26 protein-coding genes and 2 pseudogenes are annotated in these 26,111 nt (G+C 68.4%); 8 read left to right on the forward strand and 20 right to left on the reverse strand.

Annotation, left to right across the window (positions count from 1 at the left end):
- Position 1: 1 nt before the first annotated feature.
- From JMT67_RS00245 to JMT67_RS00290, 10 genes are all read right to left on the reverse strand, one after another.
- Positions 2-922 carry a type IV secretion system protein gene (locus JMT67_RS00245; RefSeq protein ID WP_112862330.1) on the reverse strand — a complete coding sequence of 307 codons (921 nt, stop codon included), beginning with the start codon at positions 920-922 and terminating at the stop codon, positions 2-4.
- Positions 923-931: 9 nt separating this feature from the next.
- Positions 932-1,147, reverse strand: a complete 216-nt coding sequence (locus JMT67_RS00250; protein WP_201462402.1) for an EexN family lipoprotein — start codon at positions 1,145-1,147, stop codon at positions 932-934.
- Positions 1,144-1,872 carry a type IV secretion system protein gene (locus JMT67_RS00255; RefSeq protein ID WP_233455738.1) on the reverse strand — a complete coding sequence of 243 codons (729 nt, stop codon included), beginning with the start codon at positions 1,870-1,872 and terminating at the stop codon, positions 1,144-1,146. The genes JMT67_RS00250 and JMT67_RS00255 overlap by 4 nt, the downstream gene beginning before the upstream one ends.
- Positions 1,869-4,244, reverse strand: coding sequence for a VirB4 family type IV secretion/conjugal transfer ATPase (locus JMT67_RS00260; RefSeq protein WP_233455739.1), 2,376 nt, complete (start codon positions 4,242-4,244; stop codon positions 1,869-1,871). The genes JMT67_RS00255 and JMT67_RS00260 overlap by 4 nt, the downstream gene beginning before the upstream one ends.
- Positions 4,237-4,572 (reverse strand): type IV secretion system protein VirB3, encoded by a 336-nt coding sequence (locus JMT67_RS00265; protein WP_055808227.1) that lies wholly within the window; start codon positions 4,570-4,572, stop codon positions 4,237-4,239. The genes JMT67_RS00260 and JMT67_RS00265 overlap by 8 nt, the downstream gene beginning before the upstream one ends.
- Positions 4,565-4,747 carry a hypothetical protein gene (locus JMT67_RS00270; protein ID WP_201462403.1) on the reverse strand — a complete coding sequence of 61 codons (183 nt, stop codon included), beginning with the start codon at positions 4,745-4,747 and terminating at the stop codon, positions 4,565-4,567. The genes JMT67_RS00265 and JMT67_RS00270 overlap by 8 nt, the downstream gene beginning before the upstream one ends.
- On the reverse strand, positions 4,747-5,046 hold the full coding sequence (locus JMT67_RS00275) for a TrbC/VirB2 family protein (protein WP_055808232.1): 300 nt from the start codon (positions 5,044-5,046) through the stop codon (positions 4,747-4,749). Before JMT67_RS00275 ends, JMT67_RS00270 begins: the two co-directional genes overlap by 1 nt.
- Positions 5,043-5,657 (reverse strand): lytic transglycosylase domain-containing protein, encoded by a 615-nt coding sequence (locus JMT67_RS00280; RefSeq protein WP_055808481.1) that lies wholly within the window; start codon positions 5,655-5,657, stop codon positions 5,043-5,045. Before JMT67_RS00280 ends, JMT67_RS00275 begins: the two co-directional genes overlap by 4 nt.
- 76 nt (positions 5,658-5,733) lie before the next feature.
- Positions 5,734-5,994: a helix-turn-helix domain-containing protein gene (locus JMT67_RS00285; RefSeq protein WP_201462404.1), complete on the reverse strand. Its 261-nt coding sequence runs from the start codon at positions 5,992-5,994 to the stop codon at positions 5,734-5,736.
- A 59-nt stretch (positions 5,995-6,053) separates the two neighbouring features.
- A complete protein-coding gene (locus JMT67_RS00290) occupies positions 6,054-6,554 on the reverse strand; it encodes a helix-turn-helix domain-containing protein (protein WP_201462405.1) in 501 nt (166 codons plus the stop codon).
- A 256-nt stretch (positions 6,555-6,810) separates the two neighbouring features.
- On the opposite strand from JMT67_RS00290, the gene JMT67_RS00295 reads away from it, so the two are divergent.
- The 4 genes from JMT67_RS00295 to JMT67_RS16130 all read left to right on the forward strand — a co-directional run bounded on the left by JMT67_RS00295 (position 6,811) and on the right by JMT67_RS16130 (position 10,227).
- Positions 6,811-7,422 carry a GntR family transcriptional regulator gene (locus JMT67_RS00295; RefSeq protein WP_055808237.1) on the forward strand — a complete coding sequence of 204 codons (612 nt, stop codon included), beginning with the start codon at positions 6,811-6,813 and terminating at the stop codon, positions 7,420-7,422.
- A gap of 71 nt (positions 7,423-7,493) precedes the next feature.
- Entirely contained in the window at positions 7,494-7,811 is a 318-nt protein-coding gene (locus tag JMT67_RS00300; protein ID WP_112862326.1) for a hypothetical protein, read from the forward strand.
- Positions 7,799-8,491 (forward strand): lasso peptide biosynthesis B2 protein, encoded by a 693-nt coding sequence (locus tag JMT67_RS00305; RefSeq protein WP_055808242.1) that lies wholly within the window; start codon positions 7,799-7,801, stop codon positions 8,489-8,491. Before JMT67_RS00300 ends, JMT67_RS00305 begins: the two co-directional genes overlap by 13 nt.
- Positions 8,488-10,227, forward strand: a complete 1,740-nt coding sequence (locus JMT67_RS16130; RefSeq protein WP_082503526.1) for an asparagine synthase-related protein — start codon at positions 8,488-8,490, stop codon at positions 10,225-10,227. The genes JMT67_RS00305 and JMT67_RS16130 overlap by 4 nt, the downstream gene beginning before the upstream one ends.
- Before the next feature lie 18 nt (positions 10,228-10,245).
- Here the strand turns inward: JMT67_RS16130 and JMT67_RS16440 are convergent.
- The 4 genes and pseudogenes from JMT67_RS16440 to JMT67_RS00325 form a co-directional block, all read right to left on the reverse strand.
- A pseudogene (locus JMT67_RS16440) lies at positions 10,246-12,540 on the reverse strand (hypothetical protein); the annotation flags it as partial.
- Positions 12,540-15,497 (reverse strand): TonB-dependent receptor, encoded by a 2,958-nt coding sequence (locus tag JMT67_RS00315; RefSeq protein WP_201462407.1) that lies wholly within the window; start codon positions 15,495-15,497, stop codon positions 12,540-12,542. The pseudogene JMT67_RS16440 and the gene JMT67_RS00315, both read right to left, overlap by 1 nt.
- Positions 15,498-15,561: 64 nt before the next feature.
- Positions 15,562-16,569: a FecR family protein gene (locus tag JMT67_RS00320; RefSeq protein WP_055808249.1), complete on the reverse strand. Its 1,008-nt coding sequence runs from the start codon at positions 16,567-16,569 to the stop codon at positions 15,562-15,564.
- A 10-nt stretch (positions 16,570-16,579) separates the two neighbouring features.
- Positions 16,580-17,065 carry an RNA polymerase sigma factor gene (locus JMT67_RS00325; RefSeq protein ID WP_055808252.1) on the reverse strand — a complete coding sequence of 162 codons (486 nt, stop codon included), beginning with the start codon at positions 17,063-17,065 and terminating at the stop codon, positions 16,580-16,582.
- Between the two features lie 481 nt (positions 17,066-17,546).
- On the opposite strand from JMT67_RS00325, the gene JMT67_RS00330 reads away from it, so the two are divergent.
- A complete protein-coding gene (locus tag JMT67_RS00330; protein ID WP_082503529.1) occupies positions 17,547-17,789 on the forward strand; it encodes a response regulator transcription factor in 243 nt (80 codons plus the stop codon).
- A 194-nt stretch (positions 17,790-17,983) separates the two neighbouring features.
- Positions 17,984-18,283 carry a DUF7662 domain-containing protein gene (locus JMT67_RS00335; protein ID WP_112862320.1) on the forward strand — a complete coding sequence of 100 codons (300 nt, stop codon included), beginning with the start codon at positions 17,984-17,986 and terminating at the stop codon, positions 18,281-18,283.
- A 67-nt stretch (positions 18,284-18,350) separates the two neighbouring features.
- Here the strand turns inward: JMT67_RS00335 and JMT67_RS00340 are convergent, their stop codons facing one another.
- The 6 genes and pseudogenes from JMT67_RS00340 to JMT67_RS00365 all read right to left on the reverse strand — a co-directional run bounded on the left by JMT67_RS00340 (position 18,351) and on the right by JMT67_RS00365 (position 23,762).
- Positions 18,351-18,578: an ammonium transporter family protein gene (locus tag JMT67_RS00340; RefSeq protein ID WP_112862319.1), complete on the reverse strand. Its 228-nt coding sequence runs from the start codon at positions 18,576-18,578 to the stop codon at positions 18,351-18,353.
- A 10-nt stretch (positions 18,579-18,588) separates the two neighbouring features.
- Positions 18,589-18,972, reverse strand: a complete 384-nt coding sequence (locus tag JMT67_RS00345; RefSeq protein WP_201462408.1) for a copper resistance protein CopC — start codon at positions 18,970-18,972, stop codon at positions 18,589-18,591.
- A 16-nt stretch (positions 18,973-18,988) separates the two neighbouring features.
- Positions 18,989-19,405 (reverse strand): annotated as a pseudogene (locus JMT67_RS00350) (copper resistance protein B); the annotation flags it as partial.
- Between the two features lie 84 nt (positions 19,406-19,489).
- Entirely contained in the window at positions 19,490-20,275 is a 786-nt protein-coding gene (locus JMT67_RS00355) for a DUF4198 domain-containing protein (protein ID WP_082854036.1), read from the reverse strand.
- Positions 20,276-20,330: 55 nt separating this feature from the next.
- Entirely contained in the window at positions 20,331-23,252 is a 2,922-nt protein-coding gene (locus tag JMT67_RS00360; protein WP_233455741.1) for a TonB-dependent receptor domain-containing protein, read from the reverse strand.
- A 273-nt stretch (positions 23,253-23,525) separates the two neighbouring features.
- Complete coding sequence (locus JMT67_RS00365) at positions 23,526-23,762, reverse strand: hypothetical protein (RefSeq protein WP_066551015.1); 237 nt, start codon at positions 23,760-23,762, stop codon at positions 23,526-23,528.
- 1,036 nt (positions 23,763-24,798) lie between these two features.
- Here JMT67_RS00365 and copC point away from each other — a divergent pair.
- Positions 24,799-25,161 carry a copper homeostasis periplasmic binding protein CopC gene (gene copC / locus JMT67_RS00370; RefSeq protein WP_066551017.1) on the forward strand — a complete coding sequence of 121 codons (363 nt, stop codon included), beginning with the start codon at positions 24,799-24,801 and terminating at the stop codon, positions 25,159-25,161.
- A 4-nt stretch (positions 25,162-25,165) separates the two neighbouring features.
- Positions 25,166-26,086 (forward strand): copper homeostasis membrane protein CopD, encoded by a 921-nt coding sequence (gene copD / locus JMT67_RS00375; RefSeq protein WP_066551019.1) that lies wholly within the window; start codon positions 25,166-25,168, stop codon positions 26,084-26,086.
- Positions 26,087-26,111: the final 25 nt, after the last annotated feature.

Below are 26,111 nucleotides of genomic sequence, written 5' to 3' on the forward strand. Positions count from 1 at the left end.
GTCAGGCGCCTCTCGGTCGGATGGAGCCGCCGCTCCTCGGGGGCTGGCGGCTGGATTCCTGCGGCCCCTGGGCGCGGCCCGAGCCGCGTCCGCCCAGGGCGGCGGCGTTGGCGAAGTCGGCCAGGCCGGCGCTAGCGCCGCCGGCGATCCCGGCGGCGATGGCGGGGGTCTGCAGGAAGAAGATCGCGCCCAGCAGGCACAGGGCGATGAAGATCAGGCCGCCAATCATCGGATCGGCGCCCTGGATCGCGCCCCATTGATCTCGCACCAGCGACAGCACGAGCTGGAAGATGACGATGATCAGGGCGAACAGGACGAGATAGTTCACCGCCTGGCTGAGCCAGCCGAAGAAGAAGCGCCGGGTCGCGTCGAAGAGGGCGCAGGCGATGAAGATTGGGCCGAGGGTGACGAGCAGGGCGAGGGCCAACTTGGCCACCAGCACAACGCCGAAGCCGAGGGCCGCGGCCAAGGCGCCGACTAGGAAGACCGCCGCCGACACCACATAAGGGCCGGGGTTGAAGGCCGACGCGTCGCGCGAGATGTCCTCGCCCAACCAGGCGGCATAGGCGAAGAACTGGTCGAAGGCCGCGCCGACGCTGGGCGTATCCGCTCCGCTGACCGCGCGGGTCAGGGCGTTGGGCAGTCCGGTGAACAACGGCTCGGTGACGAAGGTGGAATAGGCCGCTGTCGTCGCCAGCAGATAGAGGAAGGCCAGCTTCAGCGAGCGGACCGCGAAGTCCATCACCGGTTCGCTGATCGCGCCGCGCAGGATGGCGACGCCGTAGAGCACGACATAGAGGACCAAGGCGATCCGCAGCGGACCTTCGACCTCGGCGATGACCGAGGACAGGCGGTCGCCGAGAAAGACGTTCAACCGCTCGTCGATGAAGTCGTAGCTGGGCTCGAAGACGCGGAAGCTCATGGCCGGTCCTCAGAACGCCTGCTCATAGGCGCGCATCCGGGCGTCACGCCGGGCCTCGGCCAGGCCGCGGCGCGCCGCCTCGCACTCCGTTTGCGTCCGGCCGGCGTCGCAGGCGGCCACGACCCGGGCCGCCGCGTCAGGGTCGGCCGCGAATTCCCCGGCCGTTCGGTCCGGCGCGCCGCAGCCGGCGAGCGCGAAGGCGGCGAGCAGGGCGATCCGCGTCACTGGAAGGCCCTCTCGTAGACGCTCATGCGCGCCGTGCGGGCGGCTTCGGCCCGTTCCCGGGCGCGTTGCTCCTCCAGCCGGGCCTCGGCCGCCTGGGTCAGGGCCAGACCTTGCAGCCGCACCTGTTCGTTCTGGATCAGAGCCTGTTCCGCCGCGAGCCGCGCCTCCAGATCCATCACCGCCCGGGCGTTGGGCGCGGTGTCGAGGGCCGAGCGCAGCGTCTCCAGACCCTCAAGCCGCCGGTCGGCGGCTCCGGCCACCGCCTCGCCCACGGCGAGATCGCGCGCCGTGCGGGCGCCGGCGCGTTCGAGGCTGTCCCGGTAATAGGCGTCGGCCGGGCTCAGATCGCCCGTCGGCGGCGTGTACAGCCGGGTGTCGCGACGGATGGCGTTGGCGCGGTCAGCCAGGTCGCCGAGCGCGCCGAGGTCGCCGTTCGCCGCCGCCCGCATCGACCGCATATCGGGCAGGGGATTGCGCACGGTCGGCAGGCCGAGCTCGCCGGCCAGGGCGTTGACGTCGGACAGGTTGTTGAGACTGTCGAACAGCCGCTGGCCCTGTTCGACCTGGGTCTGCAGCGCTTTCAACTGATCCAGGGTGGTGCGTGCCTCCTCGATCATCTGGGCGAGGGCCCTCGGGTCGTGGACGATCTGCTGGGCCCGGGCGGCCGGAGCGCCAGCGACAACGAGGGCGGCGACGGCCGCGGCGGACAGGATTCGGGCTCTCACAGGAACCTCCTCTGGTTATGGAAGGGGGCGCGCCATTGCGCGTAGTCGTCGCCCGCCTCGGCGCGCAGACGGTCGAGCAAGGCGACGGTCTCGGTCCGGCCGGACAGGATGGCCAAGGCGTCGTCCATGCCGCGCAGGTCGAGTTCGACCACCACGCTGTCGTGACCCTGTTTGACCAGGAAGCGGTGCGACTCCGGGGTCAGCACCTCGCGGACGAGCCGGAACTCCTCCTGGGTCAGGCCGAAACCGTCGACGTAGTCCCGGGCCTGGCCGTGGGCGTTGGGCAGGAAGATCTTGGTCGCGCACTGCTCGAGGATGGCGTGGGCGATGGGCGAGCGGAGCGCGTCGGCCGGCGACTGGGTGCCGAACACCATCAGGGCGTTCTGCTTGCGCCAGGTCTTGAGACCGTCCCGGGCGAGCTCGGTGAAGGCCGGATCGTCCAGCACCTTCCAGAACTCGTCGATGTCGAGCACGAGGCGTCGGCCATCGACGCGCTCGGCGATGCGATGAAACAGATACAACATCGCGGGCGTGCGAACCTCGTCATGGTCTAGCATCTGGGTGATGTCGAAGCCGGCGAACCGCGCCTCCAGGCTCAGGGCGTCCTCCTCATTGTCGAGTACCCAGCCCAGCGGACCGCTGCGCTGCCAACGCTCCAGGCGCGCGCCCACGCCCCCGGCGTCGCCCTGGCCGAGCAGGCTGCGCAGGGCGGCGATGGATCGACGCTCGCGAGGCAGGGCCTCCAGCGCCGCGACGCCCTGATCGATGGCGCGCGCCTCCGGAACCGTCAGGGTTTCGTGGGGGCGGTCGACCAGGGCGCGGACGAGGCGAACCAGGAAGGCGCGGTTCGCCGGCGTCGGGTCGAGCGCCTTGAATGGGGCGAAGCCCGTCGGCTCGCCGTTGCGCAGGGCGAGATAGGTCCCGCCGCAGGCGCGCACGAAGATCTCGGCCCCCCGGTCCTTGTCGATGAACAGCTGCTGGGCGCCGAAGCGTTCGAGCTGGGCCAGCATGAAGTTCTGGACGACCGTCTTGCCCGATCCGGACGGCCCGCAGATGAAGGTGTGGCCCAGATCGCCGACGTGGAAGTTGAACCAGAACGGCGAGCCGGCCGTGGTGCGCAGCACCGCGACCGCCTCGCCCCAGTGGGCGCCGCGCGCCTTGCCGACCGGATGGGCGTGGAACGGCGCCAGGGCCGCGAAATTGCGCGAGGTGATGGCGGCCGGCCGGGTGCGGCGGGCGAAGGCGCCGGGGAACTGGGACCAGAAGGCCGCCTCCAGTCCGAGATCCTCCCGGGCCACGACCAGACCGGAATCGGCGAGAATGGCGCGCGCCTTGGATAAATGGTCCGCCAGCGCCCCCGGCGTATCGCCGTGCACGAGGATCGAAGCCTGGTGCTCGCCCATCACGAAGCGGTTGCTGACCAGGTCGTCGAGCGCGTCCGACAGGCCGGTGATCTGAGAGGCCGCGCGGTCGCGCGCGGAGACCATCTGGTTCTGCTTGCGCTCCATCACCGTCCGCGCGGCGGCCTTGGACAGGAACGCGAAGGACTGGCTCGCCACGAAGCCGAAGCGGACGCTCAGCAGATCGTCCCACAGCCCCGGCCGGGTCGTCGCCGGATATTCCTTCACCGCCAGGACGCCGGCGTAGCGAGCGTCGGCGACGTCCCGCAGCTCCAGGGTCTCGCGACCGAAGATGACGCGCACCGTATGAACGGCCGCGCCGAGGTGGCCGAAGACGATCGGAACCGCCGAGCGCCGACCTGTCAGAACCAGTCGCATCACCTCCATCGGCTCGGAGAACCAGAGACCGTCACGTTCATACAGGCCGAGCCGGAGCGGCGCGTAGCGGTCGAGATACTGGATCAGGTCCCGGCCCGCTTCCTCGATCCGCTGGAGGTGGGCGGTCTCGACCTCGGCGTCCGCCCGCCGCGCCGCCTTCAGGCGACGCGCCAGGGCCGCGGCGCGATCGCCCGCCTCGCGGCCGGGGTGGAGGACGAGGGTGACGAAGAGCTCATTGATCCAGAGCCGACGCTCCGCGACCCGATCGTCGTAGAGCGCGCCCAGTTCGCCGGCGAAGTCCGAGCGGAAGCCGGCGGACCGCTCGAGTTCGGCCGGGCGGCGCACCACATGGTGCCAGATCGCCAGGCGATCGTCGGCCAGATTGCGCCAGGCCTGGTTCAGCTTGATATGCCAGTCGTTCAGATCGCGCGCATCCGCGGTCTCGAAACTGGCCCCGTCGATCTGGAAAACCATCATCAGGGCGCCGTTGTCGAGCGCCACCACGGCGTCGGAGACGTGGCGCGCGTAGGGCAGATGAGGCCGGGCGTCGGCCTCGCGCCGCAGGCGCATCGCGCTGACGCCGCCCTCAGCCACGGGCCAGCTCCGTCGGACGGTAGCGCCGGATGAGAGGCAACGGTGTCGCCGAACTGCCGCCCCAGAGGGCGGCGTTGCGCGACCGGCCCTTGGTGTCGACATAGACGAACAGCAGCCGGAAGGCGTTGTGATCCGCCCGACAGATCGCCCGGAACACCAGGTGCAGGGCCGGCGCGACGAGGAGATAGAGCAGGCTGCCGCCGACCAGGAAGACGACGCCCGAAAGGATGACATTGACGCCCATGGCCTCCATGGGGACGCCCAGGATCATGGCCGGTCGGGTGCAGGCCAGGAACAAGGGGTCTTCGGTCAGGCGCTCTTCAGCCATGCGGGCCTCCGGCGGACAGGCGCGACAGGGCCAGGCCGATGGCGACGCCGGAGGCGAGGCCGGCGAAGATCTGGGCGAAGCGCTTGGGCGAGATCAGCTTCAGGCCGGGCATCAGGACCAGCGCCAGGAGCACCGAGGCCGATCCGATCACGACCCAGGAGAGGGCGTCGTCCATCAGGCGCCGCCCGTGATCAGATTGACGATCTCGGCCGCGCCGAAGACGACCACGATGCCGAGCACCACGATCGCCGCGCGCCGCAGGTCGAACAGGCCGAACATCCAGAGAATGCCGACGACCACGACCGCCAGGACGGCGAGCAGCCGCGCGGTGTTGCCGGTCAGCATGTCGACGACGTTCTGAAGCAGGCCTTCGACGTTGGCGGAGGCGAAGGCCGGCTGGACCAGAATCAGGCTGGTCGCCAGGGCGATGGCGCCGACGGCGCCGAACCGGCGAGAGGAGATGGAGGCGGTCATTCAGAACTCCCGGTCTGGGTGGCGGTGAAGGTCAGGACCAGGCTGGTCCGGGCGCGCGCGAAGACGTCCCAGTCCGCCGCTGGCGCGGTCTGGACCGGGTCGGGCAGCGGCGCGGTCGCAAGGGGCTGGACGGGGCGCAAGGCCTGAACGCCGAGGCGGACGGCGGCCGCCTCGACCCGGGCGACATAGCCGTTGCGGAAGCCGCGCTCGGGATGACCGGTGTTGTAGCGGGAGAGGGCGATCCTCAACGTCGTCTGCGGATCGACGCCCTCGGCCGGCCGATAGCCCGCGCGAAGCACCTGACCGGCGGCGGCGAGGTTTCGGCAGGGATCGAAGGCCGCCTCGACCGACAGGCCGAGCCAGTCGAGGTTGTCGCTGTTGATCTGGGCGACGCCGAGATCGAGGTTCGCGCCTCGGGCCAGAAGGTCGCGCGCCACGCGCGCCGCCTCGGCGGCGTCGCGTGGCGTCCGCGCCGGCCGGGGGCCGCGGTTGACCCCGATGGCGTTCGGATTGAAGCGGCTTTCCGCATAGGCGACGGCCGCCAGGGTTTCGGGGGCCACATGCGGGGCGCAGGCTTGGGACAGGCTGAGGATGAGGGCGAGGTCCAGCAAGGGAGGCTCCATCGTGAGCCCCGAGCAAAGCCGATGAGTCCCGGCCGCCGCGACCCGCGACCCTCCCGCCGGGCGTTTACGGTAGGAAGGTCCAGGGTTCAGGCGGCCGCTGGGCGGCCGCGAGCCGCGCCACGGCCTGGACGCGCGTCCGCACCCCGAGCGCACGGCAAGCGCCCATCAGATGTTCATCGACCGTGCGGGCGGACAGGCCGACCCTTTCGCCGATCGCCGCCGATGTCAGACCCTCGGCGGCCAGGGCAACGCACTGCTTCTGCCGATCGGAAAGCCGGTCGAGCGTGGAGGAATCTGAAAGAGGGTCGGCGGGTAGCGGGCGCATCCGGTCATGAGGCGCCGAATGGAACCCTTGGACCAGTCCGTAAGCCCGCCACCCGGGATCTACGGTGCGCCCTTGTCCGAGCCGCCGTCGTCTCCGGTGGGGGAAACGAGCCGATGTCGCCGTTCCTCAAGCCAGGCGTCCGCCGCGCTCTCCCGGCGGACGGACTGCGCGGCCAGCTCGCGCAGGGCCTTGGTGAAGGTGTTGATGATGGTCAGGGACTCCAGCTCCGCGATCGCGTCGCCCGCCTCCTCGTCGAACTCTTGCAGCACGACCGCGAGAATGGTGGCGAGCTTATTGTCGGCGCACCGCAAGGCGAAGGCGGGCGACCCGAGCGCCAGCGCCGCGAGGATCGCGTGGGGATCGCTGTCCGTGACCTCGGCGAAACGATGGACGCGCTCGATGTTGATGCGTCCGCCGCCGGACTCGAAATGCTCGTAGGAGCGCAGCGCCATGTTCATGGACTTGGCGACATCCGCCGCCCGCAGCCGACGATGGGTGCGGATCAGCCGAAGGGCGGTGGACAGGGTCTCGCTCTGGGACTGACGGTCGGCGCTCTCCATGACGTCGCTCCAACTCCGTTTCCGAGCACCGCGACTCGCGCGCACCGCACCCCTACTGGTTGAAAAATGAAGCAACCGTGCATCAAATGAAAGGTGGGAAACAAACGGGTCTATAAACCTTGTGTATTTGCGCAAAATATCTGCGGGTCGCACGCGAAATATTTGCGGAAGTCGCCGATTACATGGTCGCATTCTCATCGCAACCCGAACTCGGCGTGGGTCGCGGCTTGAGCGCCCTCGCTGGGGGTTGGTCGTGATGCGATCGCGAGACCCCTATAACGACGCCCTGACCGCCTTGGCGGCGTTCGCCGGATCAGGCCGCTTCGGCTGGGGAGAGCCGTTGGTCGCCACCGCCTTGGCCGCCGAACTGGAGCTGTCCCAGACGCCCGTGCGCGAGGCCCTGGCCCGGCTCGCCGGCGAAGGTCTGATCGAACATCGCCCCGGGCGTGGCTACTACGCCCCCAGTCCCAGCGCCGACGACATCGTTGATCTCTACGAAATCCACCGGCGGCTGGTGCATTTGGCGATCGACCTTCTTGACGCCGCCGGAACGACTGTGGCGCTCCAGAGCGTCGGCGAGAGGAGCGAGGAGCGCTTCTACGCCGCCCTGGTCCGGTCGCCGGGGCGGGCGGTCTTGGCGCAAACCCATTGGCGCCTGACGCTGCGGCTTCGACCCATTCGGATCGTCTCGGCCGAATTGGCGCCGCCGGACCTGGCCTGGATCGTCGGTGTCGAACGCCACGTCGCGGACGGCGCGCTCGTCGCGTTGCGGCGCGAGGTCGATCTGCATCATCGAGAGAGATCGGCGCTCGCCACCGCCGTCGTGGCAGTCATGCGACAATCTGTCGAAAGTATAGGACAGATATAGTTTGAATATAGAGCCTCGCGGGCGCTGGCTTAGGGTGCGGGGCGTTTGGCCCCGTTCAAGGAGGCTACGACATGAAGACCAATCCCCTTCCGGGCCTGATCGGGCTCGGCTGCGCCAGCGCACTGACCCGCGCCGGCGGCGGCGTCGAAAAGATGGAGCTGATCCCGCTCTATTTCTACGACGACGCGTCCACGACCCAGATCGTCGGGCTCGGTTCCGCGGTGGAGCAGACCCGCGCCGACGGCCCGGGGCACAATCGGGAACTCAACCCGATCTACACCTACGTCGATCCCTCGGTCGCCCGCATCGGCGGGGCCGCGGAGCAGACGCGGGCGGACCAGCCCAGCGGCAATCGCGAGCTGATCCCGGTCGAGCGTTGGACCGCCTGAGCGCGACGGCTCCGACGGGGGGCGACGGCGGCGACGCCGCCGCCCCTGCCGTGCGCCTGTATTTCGCGCCGGACGTTCACCACGCCTGCGTCGGTGGTGACGCCGTCCTGCTCGACGTGCGCGGCGACGGTTATCATTGCCTGCCGGACGGCGCCGCCCTGTGCCGGCGGCTCGCGGGAGGCGGTCTCGTCCGGATGAACGGCCCCGTCTCGGCCCTGATCGCGGCGGGGTTGATCGGAGCGGAGCCTTCGCCGAAGCCCCGGGTTCCGCCGGCTCGCCCGGTGCGTTCCGTGATCCACGCCGGAGGGCGTCTGGACCTGATGCGGGACCTGATCCCGGGGCTCTGCGCGATGCACGAGGTGCGGGCCGCCCGGCGCGGGGCCGGCCTGTCGCCTTATGTCAGTCTGGGCGGCGCCGAGCCTCGTGACGACCCTATGGCCGCGATCGAGGCCGGTCGGCGGTTCTGGACCCTGATGGCCTATTTGCCGATCGAGGGGGAATGCCTCGTCCGGTCGGCGCTGCTGGTCCGTTTTCTCCGGCGTCAGGGGCTTCGGGCCGACTGGGTGTTCGGCGTGCGCCTGTGTCCGTTCACCGCCCATTGCTGGGTGCAGGTCGGCGAGGTCTGTCTCAACGATGATGTGGAGCGGCTCGTGGCCTACACGCCGATCATGGTGCGATGAGCGGCGACGCCGGCTATCTCCTCGTCGCCGACGCCGCGGACGCCCGCGATCCCGCCGTCGAGGCGGCCCTGGCGGCGCTACTGCGGAGCGGCTGGACCCTGCGGCTCGACGGCTTCGGTCTGAGGATTCTGACCGGACCGCGTTTCCCATGGCCCGTCGCGCAGGTTCATCGCGCCCATGCCCTGATCGGGGAATGGCGCGGGGAGGGCGCGCATCCTTCCGCGATCGCAGGCCGCTTCCCCGAAGGACGCCCGCTCGGCGCGGGCCTCATGAGCGAAGGCTGGGGCGCCTATCTGATGGTCTGGCGAGATCGCGACGGCCACCTGAACCTGGTGCGGGATCCGACCGGAGCGGTGGATGTGGTGTGGTGGCGGCGAGGTCCCGTCACCTTGGTGACCGACTGTCCTCCGCCGGCGCTCGACGCCGTCTTGCCGGACACGCTCGCGATCGACTGGCCACAACTGGGCGCCCTTCTGGCGACGCCTTCGCTTCTGACCGACGGATTGCCCCTCCAAGGTTTGACGCCGGTCGGCGCCGGTTGCTGGAGCCGGCCGGACCAAGACCTTCCCGACGAACCCCTGTGGCGGCCGGCCGACTTCGTCCGTCGGGGCGCCGACGACGCCCCGGACGCTCTCGTGCGGGTCGTCGATCGCACCATCGACCGCACCATGCGCTCGCGTCGCCGGGTGGTCTCCGAACTCTCCGGGGGACTGGACTCGGCCATCGTGGCGGGAAGCCTGAGGGCGACGGGGCACGCCGAGCGCGCGGTCTTCATCAACTACTATGGCGACGACGCCGAAGGCGACGAGCGTCGTTACGCGGAGGCGGCCGCGGCGCTGAGCGGCGTTCCGCTCGAGACCGTTCGCAAGCCGGTCGAGGCGATCTCCGACGCGGACTTCACCACCCTGGCCTCCGGACTCCGTCCCGCCCTCCAAGGGGTGGACCCGGCCTATGATCGGCACGCCGCGGGCCGACTGGCGGCGCTGGGCGCCGACGGCCTGTTGACGGGACAGGGCGGCGACAGCGTCTTCTTCCAGGCCCCGGATCCCCTCGTCGCCGCCGACCGGTTCCGCCGCCAGGGCTTGCGCGCCCTCAATCCGGCCTATCTGGCGGCGGTGGGCCGCTGGACCCGCCACTCCGCCTGGACCGTCGGCCGACTGGCGGTGCGCGGCCGGACGCAGACCGGATCGGGGCCGCGTCACCGGTGGCTCGACGACGCGGCCGAGCTTGCGCCCGCCAAGCGGGGGCAGCTGGAGCGGTTCGTGAACTGTCAGCTGTTCTGGACGGACTGTCTGAGGGCGCGCCAGGCCCCGCTGCTCAATCCCTTCCTCAGTCAGCCGGTCGTCGAACACTGCCTCGGCGTGCCGTCCGACCGGCTGACCCTGGGCGAACGGGACCGGGGCCTGGCCCGCCTGGCCTTCTCGGAGCGCCTGCCGCCCTTGATCGCCGAACGGCGGGACAAGGGCGATCTGAGCCACTTCTACGGCCAGGTCGTACGGGACAGCGCGCCGGCGCTCGCCGCCTTCCTCCTGGAGGGACGACTAGCGGCCCAGGGCGTCCTCGACCGGGCGACGCTCGAGGTTGATCTCGACCCGGCCCGCCTGCTCTGGCGCGAGGGCGCCAACGCCCCGTTGCTGGCCGCCGTCCTGGAGGCCTGGGCGCGCCACTGGGAGGGTCGGATCGCGCGTCGCCGGACCGAGGTAGCGCGCCAGCCAGTCGAGGATGTGGGCGTGTAGGTCGCGCAGGTTGCCGGGGCTGGCGAGCACATGGCCCTCGCCATAGTAGGTCAGCAGAGCCGCGTCCCGGTTTAGTCGGTAGAGGACGCCGAACAACTTGCCCATGCGCGGCCGCTCCAGATCGCTTTCGATCAGCAGGGCCGGCGCCCGCAGGTCCGCCGCCGAGAACAGCGGGCTCATCTCGACATAGCGGGCGGCGTCCGCCGGGAAGGCGCCGATCGCCGCCTGGCCTGTCTCCGCCCAGCCGGACAGCTGGCCGATGGGCACGCCCTCGTCGGGTGCGGAGCGGAAGAAGGGCGGCAGTTCGAAGGCGCTGATCAGGTCGGCGTAGCCGTTGGAGGCGATCACCGCCGCGACCCGGTCGCTGTGGGGCGCCGCGTTGAGCACATTGAAGGCCCCGTAGCTGTGACCGAGCAGGGCGTAGCGGTCGGCCCGGACCCGGCCAGTGGCGCCGGCCGCATCGGCGATGGCGTCGATCTGCGCGGCAAGGGCCGCGCCGGACCAGCGCCCATCCGGCGGGTTCGGCAGGCTGACATAGAGAACCGCATAGCCGCCCCCGGCGATGACCGCCGGATTGTTCTGGAGCATGGCGGAGCGGCGCGTGAGCGGTGACGGCGGACGCGACGAGACGCGGCCGGGGTAGACCTCGACGACCAGCGGCGCCTTGACCCCTTCCGGCAATCCCGGCGGCAGGAGCAGCCAGCTCTTCAGCGCCTGGCCGGCAGGACCGGTGTGCGCAACTTCGATGATTTCGCCCCAGTCGAAGGTCGCGCGATCGAGGTTGATCTCCGCCAGGGTCAGGCCGGCGTTGGCGCGATGGAGCCGGAAACGGGCGGATCCGTCGGCGGAGTCCTGACGGGCGACGACGAAGGCGCCGTCAGGGCTGGAGGCGACGCGGGTTTCATCCGGTTCCAGCGGCGAGACGCAGACCGGCGCCGCGTCGATCGCGGCCTTGGCGCAGCCGTCGCTGATCAGGGTGCGGCCGGGGGTCGCCTCGCGCACATAGGCGGCGCGGAAGCCGGCGTCGCGAGCCTCGCCGAGGTCGCTGATCCGGCCGGCGACGTCCGGGCCTCCGTTCAGGGACAGAAGCCGGTCGCCGCGCTCGATACGGGTCTCGCCGTTCCAGTCGACGAGCCGATCGCCCGTCTGGGCCGGGATCGGCGCGAGACCGCCCGGCACGCGCCATTGGGCGACGCCGGCGTCATCCAGGACCCGGAGCACGGGCGTGTCGCCGAGCCAGCCGCCCAGCGCCACCGGTTCGTCCCACGGGCTTCGCTCCGTCGCCGGCTTGTCCGCGAACCTGGAGACCAAGCCGTCCAGCCCGATCGCGACATAGGCGCCGGACCGCTCGAAGCCGGCTTGGCCCACGTGGCGCGCGAAGGCGAGAAGCCGACGGCTGTCGGGGCTCCACGCCATCAGATAGGGGCCGTAATCGAGAGCGGGGTCGATCCGGGTTTCGGCGCCGGTGTCGATGTCGATCAGGCGCAGGGCGCGTCGGCGGATCGGGTCGCCGACCAGGACCGGGCGATCGGGATCGGGCTGCAGATCCTCGCGGTCCTCCAGCACGGCGATACGGGCGCCGTCCGGCGACAGGGCGAGATCGAAGATCGCACCCGCGGCGAGCGGCGTCTGCGCGCCGCTACGCACATCCAGGCGGAGGAGCGACAACGGTGGGCGATGTTCGCGGGTGTCGCGGGCCGAGCCGCTCGGAATGAAGGTGCCGCCGACGGATCGGCCGGACGCTGTCGCCGCCCAGAGCGCCGCGATACGGTCCTGGGCCTGGAAGCCGGTGCGGGCGATCTCGGGCAGCTGTCCGCCCGGCTGCACGACGACGAGCAGTTCGTCGACGGTTCGCCAGAGCGCCGTCAGCCCGAGCCGCGGGTCTTCCGGCGCGAGCGCGGTCCAACGGACCGCGCCGGTCTCGAGCGACAGGACGCCCAGCCGCCAGCTGTCCGGCGTCAGCTCGTAGACGATCAGCCGGCGACCGTCGGGCGAGAACCGTCCAGCCGTATAGCCGGCGGAATGGTCCGGGGTCTCCAGGGTGCGGACCACCTCGCCAGAGCGCGCGTCCACGATCTGGACGGCGCTGAGGAGGCGGTCGGTGTCCCTGGACAGCTTGTAGGAGGGCGCGCGGTCGTAGCGCGCCCGGCGTTCCAGCGCGATCCAGCGGCCGTCCGGACTGACGCGCGCATCGCCGAGACTCTCCTGACGCAGCAGGGCGTCGATGGTGAAAGGGCCGGAGGACTGGGCGAGCGCGGGACAAGCGAAGGCGAGCCCGGCCGCAAGGCCGAGCATCAGAACTGTGCGGTGCATCACCAGCTCCGGGTCAGCTGGAGCGAGACGTAGCGGCCGATGACGTCCGAGTTCGCCGCGTCATAGGCCACGCCTTCGGGCGCGTCGTAGAAGGGCGGATCACGGTCAAAGAGGTTCTGGATCGTCAGGGCGACGGCCGTCCCGGCGAACGGACCCGTCTCCGGCGCATAGCGCACCTGAAGATCGGCCGTGGTCCAGGAGCCGATGCGACGCCCGGAGGTGTCGGCGTAGTCGGAGACATGATCCACCGCTCCGCCGAGGGTGAGCGGGCCCCTCGTCCAGCTGAGATGGGTGCGACCCCGCAGGCCCACGGGATAGTTCGGTCGATCCAGCTGGGAGACCACGGGGGAGGTGGGCGTGGCCCGGGCGTCGAAGCGCTCCAGCCAGGTCAGGCTGCTGGTCAGATCGAAGGCGTCAGGGCCGACCGCGAAGGCGTAGGCGACCGTGAGGTCGGCGCCCTGGACCTGGACGCTGGCGGTGTTGACGTAGCGGGCGTCGACGATGGCGCCGTAATCGGTGGCCGGGAACAGGTCACGCAGGTTGGTGGTCGGCAAATCGAGGATCGCCTGCATGTCGGCGCGATCCTGGGCGTTGTTGGCCGGATCGATGATCCGAACGAACGGGCTCAGGGTGGTGTCGCTCAGCGCGGTGAGGATGTTCTCCAGAGCCGGTTGGCCGATCCGGTTCTCGAAATCCGTGCGGAAGGCGTTGACGCTGATCCGGAGACCCTGAACCGAGGCGGGCTCGAAATCGCCCCCAACCGTCCAGGTGTCGGCGGTTTCGGGCTCCAGATCCGGATTGCCGCCATACAGGATCATGGTCAGGATCTGGTTGGGTCCGCGGGGCAGGATCGAGGGACTGGCCGTCGCCGCGTCATTCACCTCGCGCAGGGCCGGCGCCCGGAAGGACCGGCCGTAGTTGGCCCGCAGGCGCGCGCCCGCCATGGGTTCCCAGACCAGACCGACCTTGGGGCTCGTCGTCTGACCGACATCGCCATAGTCCTCGAACCGGGCCGCCAGCGACAGTTCGAGCCGTTCCAGTCCTGGACGGCTGTTGCCGGCCCCGAACAGGGGAATCCGCGCCTCCGCATAGACCGCCGCCACGTCGCGCTCGCTGGCGTTCAGCGCGCCCAGGACGGGCGCGATGCCGGAGGTGAAACTGTCCACCTTGCGGTCGAAATTCTCGCGCCGGAGCGCCGCCCCGACCGCGAGTTTCAACGGGCCGCCGGGCAGCTCCAACAGGTCGCCGTCCAGCATCACGTTCGCCGTGGTGATGCGGCTCTCGCTCCACAGATGGGTCCAGCCGCCCGTGATGAAGTCCAGCGCGGCCTGCGGATTGACGTTCCCCGCCCCGAACGGATTGAGAAAGCCGTCCCGGGCGGCGCTGTAGCCCGTGGCCGGATTGCCCGCCAAGGCGCCCAGCGCCTCGCGCAGATGGGTCGATTGCAGCGTGCCCGACGACCCGAAGCCGGCTTCTCCCGCGCCGTAGGCGAGATAGCTCGACAACCGCCACGAGCCGCCCAGGTCGAGATCGGCGCCGATCGTCGCGGACAGGGTCTCGACCTCCCCGGATTGCACCGGGTTGGGCGTCTGACCGGCGAAGGAATAGGCGATCAGGTGCGAATTCGCGCCCGTCGGGGATTCGAAGAAGGGGTTATTGCGGTTGACGGTCAGCAGCGTGGCGATCGGCGACGATCGGGTCTCATAGTCGCGCCGGGCCCAGCGCGCGTCGCCGGACAGGGTCAGCCGGCCGCCGAGATCCTGCCGTCCCGCCAGATAGGCGATATGGCGGGTCTGCCGCGGAAAGACGTTCATGCCGAACCGCTGATTGGTGCGGTTCTCCTGCCCCGGCAGGAAATCGCCCGGAGCCAGGTTGGTCCCGTCCTGACCGCCCGGGATGGCGAAGGCGGAGACATAGGCGCCCGACGCCGGGTCGATCACCATGATGTTGCCGGGGTTGCTGTAGTTCAGTCGGCGATCCGATCCGCCGAAGCGGCGCAGATCGGCGTCACCCGCGCGATCGCGTTCGGCCGCGGGCAGGGCTTCGCGGTCCTGGTATTCGTAGACGCCCATAAGACTGCCGCTGCCCCATCGCCGCCCGATCGTCTGGGCGAACAGGACATCGGAGAAGGCGCCGTCGGCGGCCGTGCCGTAGCGCGCTCTGGTCTCGGCGCCGTCGTAGTCGTCACGCAGGACCACATTGATGACCCCGCCCACGGCGTCGGCGCCGTAGAGAGCCGAGGCTCCGTCGAGCAGGACGTCGATCCGCTCAACGGCGGCCGTCGGAATCGACGAGACGTCGGCGAAATCGCCCTTGGAGCCGGTCCCGGCGATCCGCCGGCCGTTGACCAACACCAGGGTCGCGTCGCTGCCGAGGCCGCGCAGGTTCACCCCATTGGAGTAGTTGGCGTTGGTGCCGCTGCGGTCGCCGCCGTTGCTGAGGGTGGCGTCATTGGCGGTGCCTGCGAAATTCTGCGGCAGCGCCGCCAGGGCTTGAGCGACGGTCGCGTGGCCGTCGCGATCAATCTGGTCGCGGCTGACGACCACCACCGGCGAGGGGCCGTCGAGCACCCCGCGCAGCAGGCTGCCCGTGACGACGACCTCGTCCAGCTGGACGGCTTCCAGCTGTTCGGCCTCGGCGCGTTGCGACGGGTCGATGAGGACGAACACATTGGGCCGGCTCCGTCGATAGGTCAGGCCGGTGTCGCGCAGGAGCAGCGCCAGCGCCGTCTCGACGGAATAGTCGCCCGAAAGTGACGCCGAGGCCCGGTCCGCCACCAGGGCGCTCGGATAGAGGATCTGCTGACCGCTCTGGCGAGCGAAGGCGGGGAGGGTGCGCGCCAGCGGCCCTGCCGGGATGTCGAAGCGACGCGCGGACTCGGCCTGCTGGGCGCAGACCGGCGTCGCCGACGCCATCAGAAGCGCCGCGAGCGCCGTTGAAGTGAAGCCCTGTCTCATGTGTCTCCCCCGGTTTCTTATCCGCATTGATGCGGGACCGGGAGGAGACGACCGGTCGCGGGCCTTACCCTAAGTCCGGGGTCAGATTATTTTTCGATGCGCCCGAAAGCACCACATGACCGTCCTCGGCCCGTTCGGCGGTGAGCGGATAGAGGTCGCGCAGCGCCGCCACGAAACCCTCGACGTCGCCGGCGTCGAACACCCCGCTCACCCGGATGGAGGAAATGTCCCCGGCGCGCAGTTCGATCGGATGACGGGTGTAGCGGTTGACCTCAGCCACGGCGACGCCGATCGGCGTTTCGTGGAAGGTCAGTCGGCCCGCCGCCCAGCTGGTCGCCGCGGGTAGATCGGTCGTGACCACCCGGGGTCGGGGGACGGACGTCACCAGCTGCTGTCCCGGCTGCATCGACCAGCGCCGGTCCGCCTGTTCGCCCTCGCGCACATCGACCCGGCCCTCGACAAGCACCACGCGTGCGCCCGTCCCGAAGCGCCGGACGTCGAAGCTCGTGCCCAAGGCCGTAACCTCGGTGTCGCCGGCCTTGACGACGAACGGCCGGTCCGGGTCGCCCTCAACGTCGAACCGGGCCTGGCCCGTGACGAGGGTGACCAGCCGGCGGCCCCCGGTCAGGCGAACGTCGATCCTGGAGTCCGTGTCGAGCGTGATCGTCGAGCCGTCGGCCAGTTGAACGACGCGGCGTTCGCCGACCTGGGTGAGATAGGGGGTCGGCTGCTGCGCTGACCACAACCACCAGCCCACGGACAGGGCCGCGATCGCGGCGCCGACGGCGCCGACGGGGGCGAGAACACCGAGCAGGCGGGGGCGGGCCCTGCGGCGGGAGGCGGCGCGGGTCCGGGCGTCCGCCGAAAGCGCGGCCATCTCGGGTTGGTCGGCCAGGGTGCGACTCGCGTCCCACATCGCCTGCATGCGATCGAAGCTCTCGGCGTTCCTGGAGTCCCGTCGCCAGGCGCTGAAGGCCTTCACGTCCGCCGTGGTGACCTTGCGCTGGTTGAGCCGCGCGAACCAGTCGGCGGTCTCCTTGCGTCTGATGTCGGCGTCAGCCTCGGTCGTCATCAGTCTTCGCCTAAAGGTCCAGCCGCAGCGCGCAGTAGTCGAGCGCCTTGGACATCCGCCACTCCACCGTCTTGACGCTGATCTCGAGCTCCTTGGCGATCTCGGGATACGTCATACCGTCAAAGCGGCTCAAGACGAAGACGTCGCGGTAGAGTTGCGGCATGGATCGTATGATCTGGGCGAGCAGAACCTGATCGAACTGGGGCGCGCCTTCGGATTCGGGGGATTGGAGGTCGGCGTCGCTTGGCCGACGGCGCCTATGTTTGGCGTCATCGCGCACCAGATTGAGGGCGACCCGGAGCAGGAAGGCGCGGGGATGGGCGATCCCGCCGTCGGCGAAGGGCGCGATGCGGATATAGGTTTCCTGCACGACGTCGGCCGCATCGTCCGGACCGATCCGAGCCCGGAGGCGACGGTTCAACCACGCAGCGTAGCGGCGGTACAGGCCGTCCAGGCCGCCGCCGACCTCCGCTTGCAATGGCTTCGCTTCGCTCACCCTGCCTCTCCGACCGCAATTCAGACGGCTGGAATCCGGGGCGCGAACGGACAGCCGGGCGCAGGCGCTCACACGCCTGACACGGTGATCCGGTCAGCGACAGCCACGCCGCGCGTGGGTCGTCGAAGAAGATATCGCACAGGGGATTCCAAGCCCCTGCCGACGCGTAGGTCGGCCTTGGCGAGCATGAATCAAACGGAATCCCGACGCAAGCGGGAGGGGTCGGGCGTTGGAATCCTCTGCGAACGAGGCCCGTTACTTCAGCGCGCAGCGCCGCCTCCGTCAGCGACGAACCCCGGCTCCGGCTGTGCGCCTATCTCGCGGCGCCCGACGGCCCCGCTGTAGTCGCGACCTGTCTGCGGTTCAACCGGCGGGGAGGCTTCCGTCCCGCAAGAAACCTGCGGGCGACCCGCAATTCATCGACGTTGCCCGGGCGCGAACCCGCCGTGTACGGAGGGAGTCGGACAACCGGTGGTGTAATATGGAAGCTGTATCCGAAGATCCGGGCCGTGGATCGCACGCGGTCACCCTGAGCCCGCGCGAACAGGAATGTCTGCAATGGGTCTGTCGCGGGAAAAGCTCTTCCGACATCGGAATCATTCTGTCGCTGTCGCCCCGCACCGTGGACAGCTATCTTGAGAAGGCCTGCTCCAAACTCCGGGTCCGGACCCGGATCGAAGCGGTCGCCTCGGCGGTCCGGCAAGGTCTGATCGACCCGGGATGAGGGGAGGGGGCGGGCCAGGAACTTCTGTGATGAAGCCCGGCGTTTCGCCGCCGATCGCCGCCGACGTTTGCACGTCCCCTGGCTCTTGATCGGCGCCTATCGTTCCCGGAACCCGCCGCCGGCGAGTCTAGATCGGCCAGCCCAAGCGCGCCAGCCGGGCTTGACCCCCGGCAGCAGTGGAGCAAGACACCCAGATGGCTAAATACGCGCCGCTCGCAGCCTTTCTCCGACGTCAGAAGAGCGCCGAGGTGGACCTGTCCTTTCGGGACATCGAGCGGATCGTCGGCGGCATTTTGCCCAAGGCGGCGTCGCTGGAGGTTTGGTGGCGCGTGGATACGGCGAGGGCGCCGATGCCCCAGCATCTCGCCTTCGCCGAGGCGGGGTTCGTCGCTGAACCGCGGACGCGGGCCGAGACCGTCCGTTTCATCCGGATTGCGGCAGGCGGCGCCCCAGGGAGCGAGGCGCGGCTCAGCGCGGCGAAGACCGAGAGTTGACGCCTGTCCGCTCCGGGCAGACCTCCGATCAGTCGGAGCGCCTGCCGGAGCGGTTCAGATCGGCCGGTCAGTTATGGTCGGCGTGACCTTGGGGAGCCGGAGCATCCGAGGGCGCCGGCGCGGGCGGCGCGGGTTCGGCGGGCGGCGAAGCGTCAGACTTCATCTTGTCGCAGCAGCTCATGGCGGCGTCAGCGGCCATGTCCTTGCAACAGTCGCAGCCTTCGGCGGCCAGGGCCGCTCCAGCGCTCAGGGCCAGGATCGCGCCGGCGGCGGCCAGCAGGTTGGAAACTCGCATCGTCGTTCTCCTAGTGAACCATGAAGTTGACAGACCCGGACATCTTGTGCCCGTCCGCGCCTTCCGCCGTCCAGGCGGCCCTGTAAGTGCCCGCCACGAGGCGGGGCAGGGCCACGCTGACGGTCGCGGCGGCCGGCGCGGCAGGGGCGTTGACGACGACCGGGGCACGTCCTTCGGCGGTGAGGGTCACGGTCTTCAAAATCATCGCGTGCGGGAAGTTGACGCTGAAGCGTTCGGGCGAACCGGATGTCATGGCGCCATCGGCAGGGACGGTGACGATGCCCGATTGCGGCGCGGCGGCTTGAGCCGGCATGGCATGGCCAGCGTGCGGGTCTTGGGCGGCGGCCGCTCCGGCGAAGGCCAGGGCTGCGGTGAGGACGAGGGTGCGGATCATCAATGATCTCCTTCGGTTAGAACCAGGCGTTGAGACCGACGACGAAGCGTGTGTCGTCTATCTCGCCGCCTCGGGCTTTGATGTAGTCGGCGGTATCGCCGAGCGCGCGGCTCCATTCGACGCCGACGTAGGGGGCGAGCTCCTTGCGAAACTCATAGCGGAGACGCAGGCCCGCTTCGACCGAGGACAAACCGGAACCGAGCTCCAGTTCCGGAATGTCGCTGGCGGAGGCGTCGATTTCGAGGCGCGGCTGGAGGATCCAGCGCTGGGTGATGCGCTGGTCGTATTCGGCCTCGACACGAGCGGTCAGGTTCCCCTCGGTCGACAGGAAGGAGGCGGCGTCGATCTCCCACCAGTAGGGCGCCAGACCCTGAAGGCCGAGAACCAGATGCGTCGTATCATCGCCCTCGAGGCGGAAGTCCTGGCGCACGCCGGGCTGGAGGTCTCAGAAGGGCGTCACAGCCGGCTGTAGCGCCTCGGATGATGATGACGAGGACCACCGCCCAGGGGCATCAACCTAGACCGGCGCGTTGAAGGTCAAGGTCGCGTTGTTGGTGACAAACCGCTCTCCGGGTTGCGACGGCGCGTCAATAGTTACCGCGACCAGCATGATGGGGCCGCTCACGCCATCCTGAAGCTTCAACCGGCCGTCGGCGTCGGTGACGACCGTGCGACGTTCGCGAGGGCCGAAACGGATAGTGACGGGGTGCGCCGCTAACGGCTCACCGTTTCTGATCAGCTGAAAGCCGGCGGGCATCGATTGACCCGGTTCGAACAGCGGCAGAAACTCCACCTCCAAACCCGTTGGGCCCTGCGGGATCGGGGTGCAGGTCTGGAAACACACGAGAGATTTCGCTAGGCGGCGCGATCGGATCTGGAGCGTCGCGCCAGCGGGAAGCAAACGATGGACTGTCGCGATGTCCTCCGCCGAGAACGGGTGCTCGTCAAGGTAGGTCTCGACCTGGTCAGGGCGCCAGTTGGACTCGCCCCAAACCGTCTGAAGAGTGACAGCGGCCATGCCCTCGTCGGCGCTGGAGACGGTTAAACGGAGGGATTGCCGATGGGCGTCCACGGCGACTTGGGCGGGCCTGCCGTTCACCATCGCTCGTGCTTCTCCGACCCGCGCCAGCGGCGAACCGACATTGAGAGCGGGAAAATCTGACGACGAGGTCGCGTGAACGATAAGCGGTTGTCCGGCCGGTCCGACAAAGCGCTCGGGGATGAGAAAGAAGTCGTGGGCGACCGCGCCGCCGGCGACGAGGCTGAGGCTCGTGGCCAAGGTCAGCATCAGACGAGTGTTCATGAGATAGGGCCTTCCTTTGCGTGATTTCAGCAGGACGCGCCGAGTATCGGTGGGATCAGAAGCGAGCCATCAGTCCGACGTAGTATCGGCGTCCGACCAGATCGTAGGTGGACGGGTCGGTATTGGCGGCGATCGCGGGCGCATAGACGGGCGGCTGTTCGTCCGTCAGATTGTTGACGCCCGCGCGAAGTGAGACGGTCGAGTTGATCTCAAATCCAGCGTTCAGATCGAAATAGTGGATGGCGTCGATGACTTGGCTTCGATTGTTGAAGTTCTCGACCTCGCCTTGGTAACGCCAGCGCAGACCGAGGGTCCACGGATCCTGAGTCCAGTTCAGGGTCGAGAGCGCCTTCCATTCCGGGAGGGTTAGACCGAAGCTGTTGGAAACGGTGCCTTTGCGATCGGTGTAGGGGCCGCCCGGGATGTCCTGCCGCTCCCATTCCAGCAGCCGGGTGCCAGTGACGTTGAGGGCTAGGGCGCCCCAGTCTGGTGCGCCTATGTCGGTCAGATCGAGCCGCCAGTCGATCTGGAAGTCGATCCCCTTGGTCTTCAGCGTGCCCAGGTTGGCATTTGTCTCGAACGTGCTGGTGATCTGGCCGGAGTTCGGATCCCGGCTGAACAGGCGGCAGAACACGTTGTTCGGATCGTAGGTCGGGTTGGAGACGCCGTCCTGATTGTAGCAGCGGCGCAGCTGTTCGGTCGTCGAGACCGTGCCGACCACCTGCTCGATGGTGATGTCATAGTAGTCGATGGATCCGGATACGCCGCTAAGCCACGCGCTAGACAACGGCGACTGTAAGATCGCGCCGACCGTGAAGGAGTCCGCGGTCTCCTCCTGCAGGTCGGGATTCCCGCCGGTTACGCCCGACACTTGCGAGTTGGAGAAGGTGTAGGAGTCGATCACCTGCGCCGGGACATTCTGCGCCAGACAGAGGCTCCGCACCTGGCCGGCGTTCGCGGCGCCGGGCGCGCGATAGGCGCCGCGGATGTCGCAGGGGTCGCCGGAGAACTGCCGCACCCCGGTCGAGGACACGGGTACGCCGATCGACGGGAAGCTCAGGTTCTGGGCGGCGAAAAGCTCCCCGATCGAGGGCGCGCGCACCGCGCGTTGCACACCGCCGCGCAGCCGCAGCCCGTCGATCGCCTCCCAGCTGAGGTCCGCCTTGTAAGACGCGACCTGTCCGATGGTGTCATAGTCTGACACACGGTAGCCGAGGTTGGTCTCAAGCTGGCGAATGAACGGCAGGTCGGCGAGCAGCGGGATCAGTACCTCGGCATAGAGTTCCGACACCGTATCCGATCCCGACAGCGGCGTGCCGGAGTTGCCGGCCAGTTCAGGTCCGGTGACGCCGTTAAGGGTAAAGGTGCTGATCAGCAGGTTGTCGGGCGAAAAGTCGTAGTTCTGCTCTCGGTAGGCCGCGCCGACAGCCGCGCGCACCTCGCCGGCGGGCAGGGTGAACAGCCCACCCTGCAGATTGGCTTCCACTACACGCTGATCGTTCGTAGTTTTATTGCGCGGCACCCGGCTGACATAGGCGATACAGCTGGCGCTCAACGGATTGGCGCCGAAGGGGTTGAAACCGCCGGTGCAGAGCGACGCGCCGCCGTCTGACGCCTCCAGGAGCCGCTGAATGGCGGAGCGAGAGAGATAGCCAGTGTAATTGGTGTCGTTGTCTACCCGGCCATAGGTCAAGTAGGCGTCGTAGGTCCAGTCGCGCAGACCGACCAGATCGCCGCGTAAGCCCGTGGTGATCTGGTAGACGCTGTAATTTTCGTTCTGGCGGCGCGGACCGAGCTCGTTGAATCGTTTGTCGAGGCGGAAACTCCCGGCCGGATTGGGTCGCGAGTTGAGGACACCGCGCAGTTCAGTAGGAATGAACGGATTGGTAGATGGGATACGGAAGCCCGTAGTGGGGCCGGTACCCGGGTTGGACGCGAGCTGGTTGCCGGCCTGATACTGAGAAAACAGGACGTCCGTGTAAAACTCGACCGCTTCGGTGAGCTCGTAGCTCGCGGCCGCATACACATTGTACCGGGTCTGGGGAATAATCAGATAGTTGCGATCAACGGTGCTGTAGGTGAAGTCCGTCTGCTGCAACGGACCCGGCTTGCGGAACCCCTCATAGTCTATGCCGCCGGGACTCACGTAATCGCGCGCGCCCTGATAGGTGAACAAGGTTCCGTTGTTGTTGAAGCCGAACGTATCGCCCCGTGCAGCGCCGGAAACGGCGGCGTTGACGGCGGCGGCTGTCGGCAAGTTTGAGGCGTCGAACACCGTCGACCCGAGCGGCGAGGTGCCGGCGAACCCGCCGATGAGCGAGAAAGAGCGACTGGCGTTGAGCACGGACGCCCGGTTGGAATAGCTGGCCGAAAGAACAGCGCGACCCCGTCCCTCGGCGAAGTCCCCGCCGAGCGTTAGGCTGACCGCCTCCGCCTCCGCGTCGCCCTGGTCGGAGGCCCCGTACTGAGCGTCTAGCTTGAAGCCTTCAAAGCGGCGGTCGAGCAGGAAGTTGAGCACGCCGCCCACCGCGTCCGATCCGTAGGTCGAGGAGGCTCCGCCCGTGATCGTCTCGACGCTAGCGATCAGGGGGGTGGGCAACAGGTTGAGATCGACGACCGACGAGGCGTTGGATGGGACTATCCGGCGCCCGTCGAGAAGAACGAGGGTTCGCGTCGATCCAAGACCACGGAGTTGCACATTGGCTTGGCCCGCCAGATTTGGGCTGTTAGAGGCCGCGTTGCCCAAGGCCGTGAACTGCGGCAATTCGTTGATCAAGCTCTCGATGTTGACCGATCCCGTCGCCTGGAAATCCTCTTGGGTCACGGTCACGATCGGGCTGTTGGCGATGTAGTCCTGTCGGGCGATGCGAGACCCGGTGACGACAACAGCTTCCAGCTCTGCGGCCGGTTCGGATGACGATGTCTCGGAGGAGGGACGGTTTTGCGCCGCGACAGGCAGGGCCGTCGCTGTCGCCACGATCGTGATTCCGGTCAGGACAGAGGAGGCGACGAGCCGGCTCCTGAAAACTTATTGGCCAATGGTTTCCCCCTAGCGACATTGCGGCCAAATCGCGGCCCCTCTTTGTTGACTACGCGGCGTCTCCTCCCTTCCCTCATATGTCGCGAATTTTTCAGTCGACCGGGATGGTCGGAGCTCTCGGACGCGTCGAACAACGCTTTCCAAGCCGGTGGGGATTGCTCGAAGAGGTGCAGAAGACCGGATATCGGCGCTCGACGACGGTCGAGGACGTTAGTGCAGTACCTCGCCACCGACAGGATCGACCTGTCTAAGCTGGCCTGCCGCGTCCTGGACGAAAACTTCGACGGTCTCGCCCTTTTCGATCAACGTGGTAGCGCGGACCAGGGCTGACTCGATGGCGTCGACGCTGAAATCGAAGTGGCCGGCGTCTCGGCCATCGCGGAGGACGCGCCAATCGCCTTCGCCTCGAATGACTGTGAACTGGATGGTGTCCGAAAGCGCCGTCAAGAAACTGCTCCAACTGCGAGCCTGGGTGACGATGGTTTCAGCTTACCCGACGTTTCGGGAACGGTTCAAACCAAACACCCCTCAAGGTTGACCCTCGCCGCTGGCGTCGCCGAAATGGGGGTACGGAAGGCATGATCCGTTGGCGGGTGATTTGCGACGGCGGCGCAAAACCGAGTGCGACTAAGCTTCTGCGGCATCGAACGGATCATCGGCGGTCTTCGGCCGAAGGCGTCTAGTGACCTAGGCTGGCGGTCGCACGGCGCAGACGACGCCGATGGCGCGCCGCAGAAGTAGGCTCGGGTTCGGCAGGGTTCGCAGCTGAAGTCGATCTGAAAGCGGAGACGGTGCGCTTCGTCGGAAGAGAGCCCAAACCAATGTGTGCAGACCGGCAGGTCGGATAGCGCAGGCGCCGTGGCGCACCAGCCTCTACCCCGCGTGGTTCTCAGGCGCCCTGTTCCTTCGATTCTTGAGGATCGGGTTCACAGTCTGCGGCGAGCCTGTGGTGCCTGTCGTTATGGCGCGTTGCGAACTGATGGGTAAGGCTCGCGGGATATCCAGTGACCGGTTGAACCGACTGCTAGCGTTTACGCAGGCGCTGGTGGGCCCCGAAGCGCATGAACTTTCGACTATGCGCCGACGAGCAGTAATCGGCGAATTCTCGCGTGATGCTCGAGTTCCGCGTCTAGGCGATCGGCGAGGCGGCGCTTAGCGACCTGCGGTCTGCGACGCGGCGGCGCCTCTACAAGGCGTTGTCGTCCAGACCGGCGCCCTGCCGGTGACAGCGGTTGAGCGGACCCGCTGTGCCGAAGCGCGACTGGACCGTGACTCACTTTGTCCGGCCTTCCCTTGGTAGATGTGTCTCTGCTTGCCGGCCGCCACCAACTGATCCGGTTTAAATCCCTGAAGCCGAGTTTGTGGATGAACCCGCCGTCGAGTGTTTTTGTCGGGGGCCGGCCGGCTTCAGTTTCATTTCGTGAGGGGCGGGGGCGCGTGCCGCGTAAGAGACAGTAGGGGCGTCCCTTCCTAGGAGTTTGAGTTGACCCGTTTCAAAATCGCATCGCTCGCCGCGACCGTCGCGGCGCTTTCCCTGGTCGCCGGTCAGGCGGATGCACACGCGCGTCTCGTGAGCGCCACGCCGGCCGCCGGCGCTGCGGTCGCGGCGCCGCGCACCATCAGCCTCACCTTCAGCGAGCGCGTGGCGCCGGCCTTCTCCGGTTTCGATCTCGTCAATGCGGCGGGCGCGACCATCCGTGTCCAGACACGGGTGTCCGAGGACGGCAAGACGATCTCGGGCGCTCCGGCGAGGCCGTTGGCGGCCGGGGCCTACGTGGTCAACTGGCGGGTGGCGTCTCCGGACGGGCACCGGATGACGGGGTCCACCAACTTCTCGGTCCGCTGATCAGATGGAGACAACGGTCGTCCTGCTGAGGCTGGGGCAGTACATCGGCGCCGTCCTGCTGTTTGGCGTCCCCCTGTTCTTCGCGTTCAGGATGCCCATGTCGGACGCGGCCGCCGAAAGGTGGCCGCGAACGACGCTGCTGGTCGCCGCCGTGGCGACCGTCCTGGCTGCTCTCGCCAACCTCGTGGTCCAAACCGCCGTGATGGCGGGATCGCTGACCGAGGCGCTGAAGCCGGAGTCGCTGTCCTACGTGGCATTCGGCACGGGCCTGGGCGTCGGCTTCCTGGTTCGCGCGGCGATGGCCCTTTTGGCCGCCGTTCTGCTGATCAGTCTGAAACCGGGACGCGGCGGCTGGATCGTGCTGACCGTCGTCGGCGCTGTGGTCAGCGCCAGCCTGGCCTGGACCGGTCACGGCGCGGCGACGGAAGGCGCGGGCCGCTGGCCGCATCTGATCGCCGATGTCGTTCACGCGCTCGCCGCCGGACTCTGGCTCGGCAGTCTGGTCGCGTTGTTCCTGATGCTGCGGACCCGCCACGGGCACGCGGCGGGCGCGCCGGTGACTCACGCCGCCCTGGAGGGGTTCGCCGGTCTGGGAACGCTCGCCGTCGTCCTGCTGACGATCACGGGTCTGGTGAACAGCGCCTATCTGATCGGGTTCAGCCGGCTCGGGAGCCTGTTGACGACGCCCTACGGCGTTCTTCTGATCCTGAAACTCGTCCTGTTCGCCGGCATGCTGGCCCTAGCGGCCTCGAACCGCTTTGTCCTGACCCCGCATCTCGGATCGGCGCTCGAAGACGATCACGCCCGTCCGCTCGCCTTGCGCCGCCTGCGGCGCAGCCTGGCGCTGGAGACCGTGCTGGCGGCCCTGCTGCTTCTGATCGTGGCGATCATGGGCACCCAGGCGCCCCCCGCCGCCATGATGTGAACCTCGCCGAGCTTTTGTGAAGGAT

Source organism: Brevundimonas aurantiaca, assembly GCF_904830995.1.
GTDB classification, from domain to species: Bacteria; Pseudomonadota; Alphaproteobacteria; order Caulobacterales; family Caulobacteraceae; genus Brevundimonas; species Brevundimonas aurantiaca.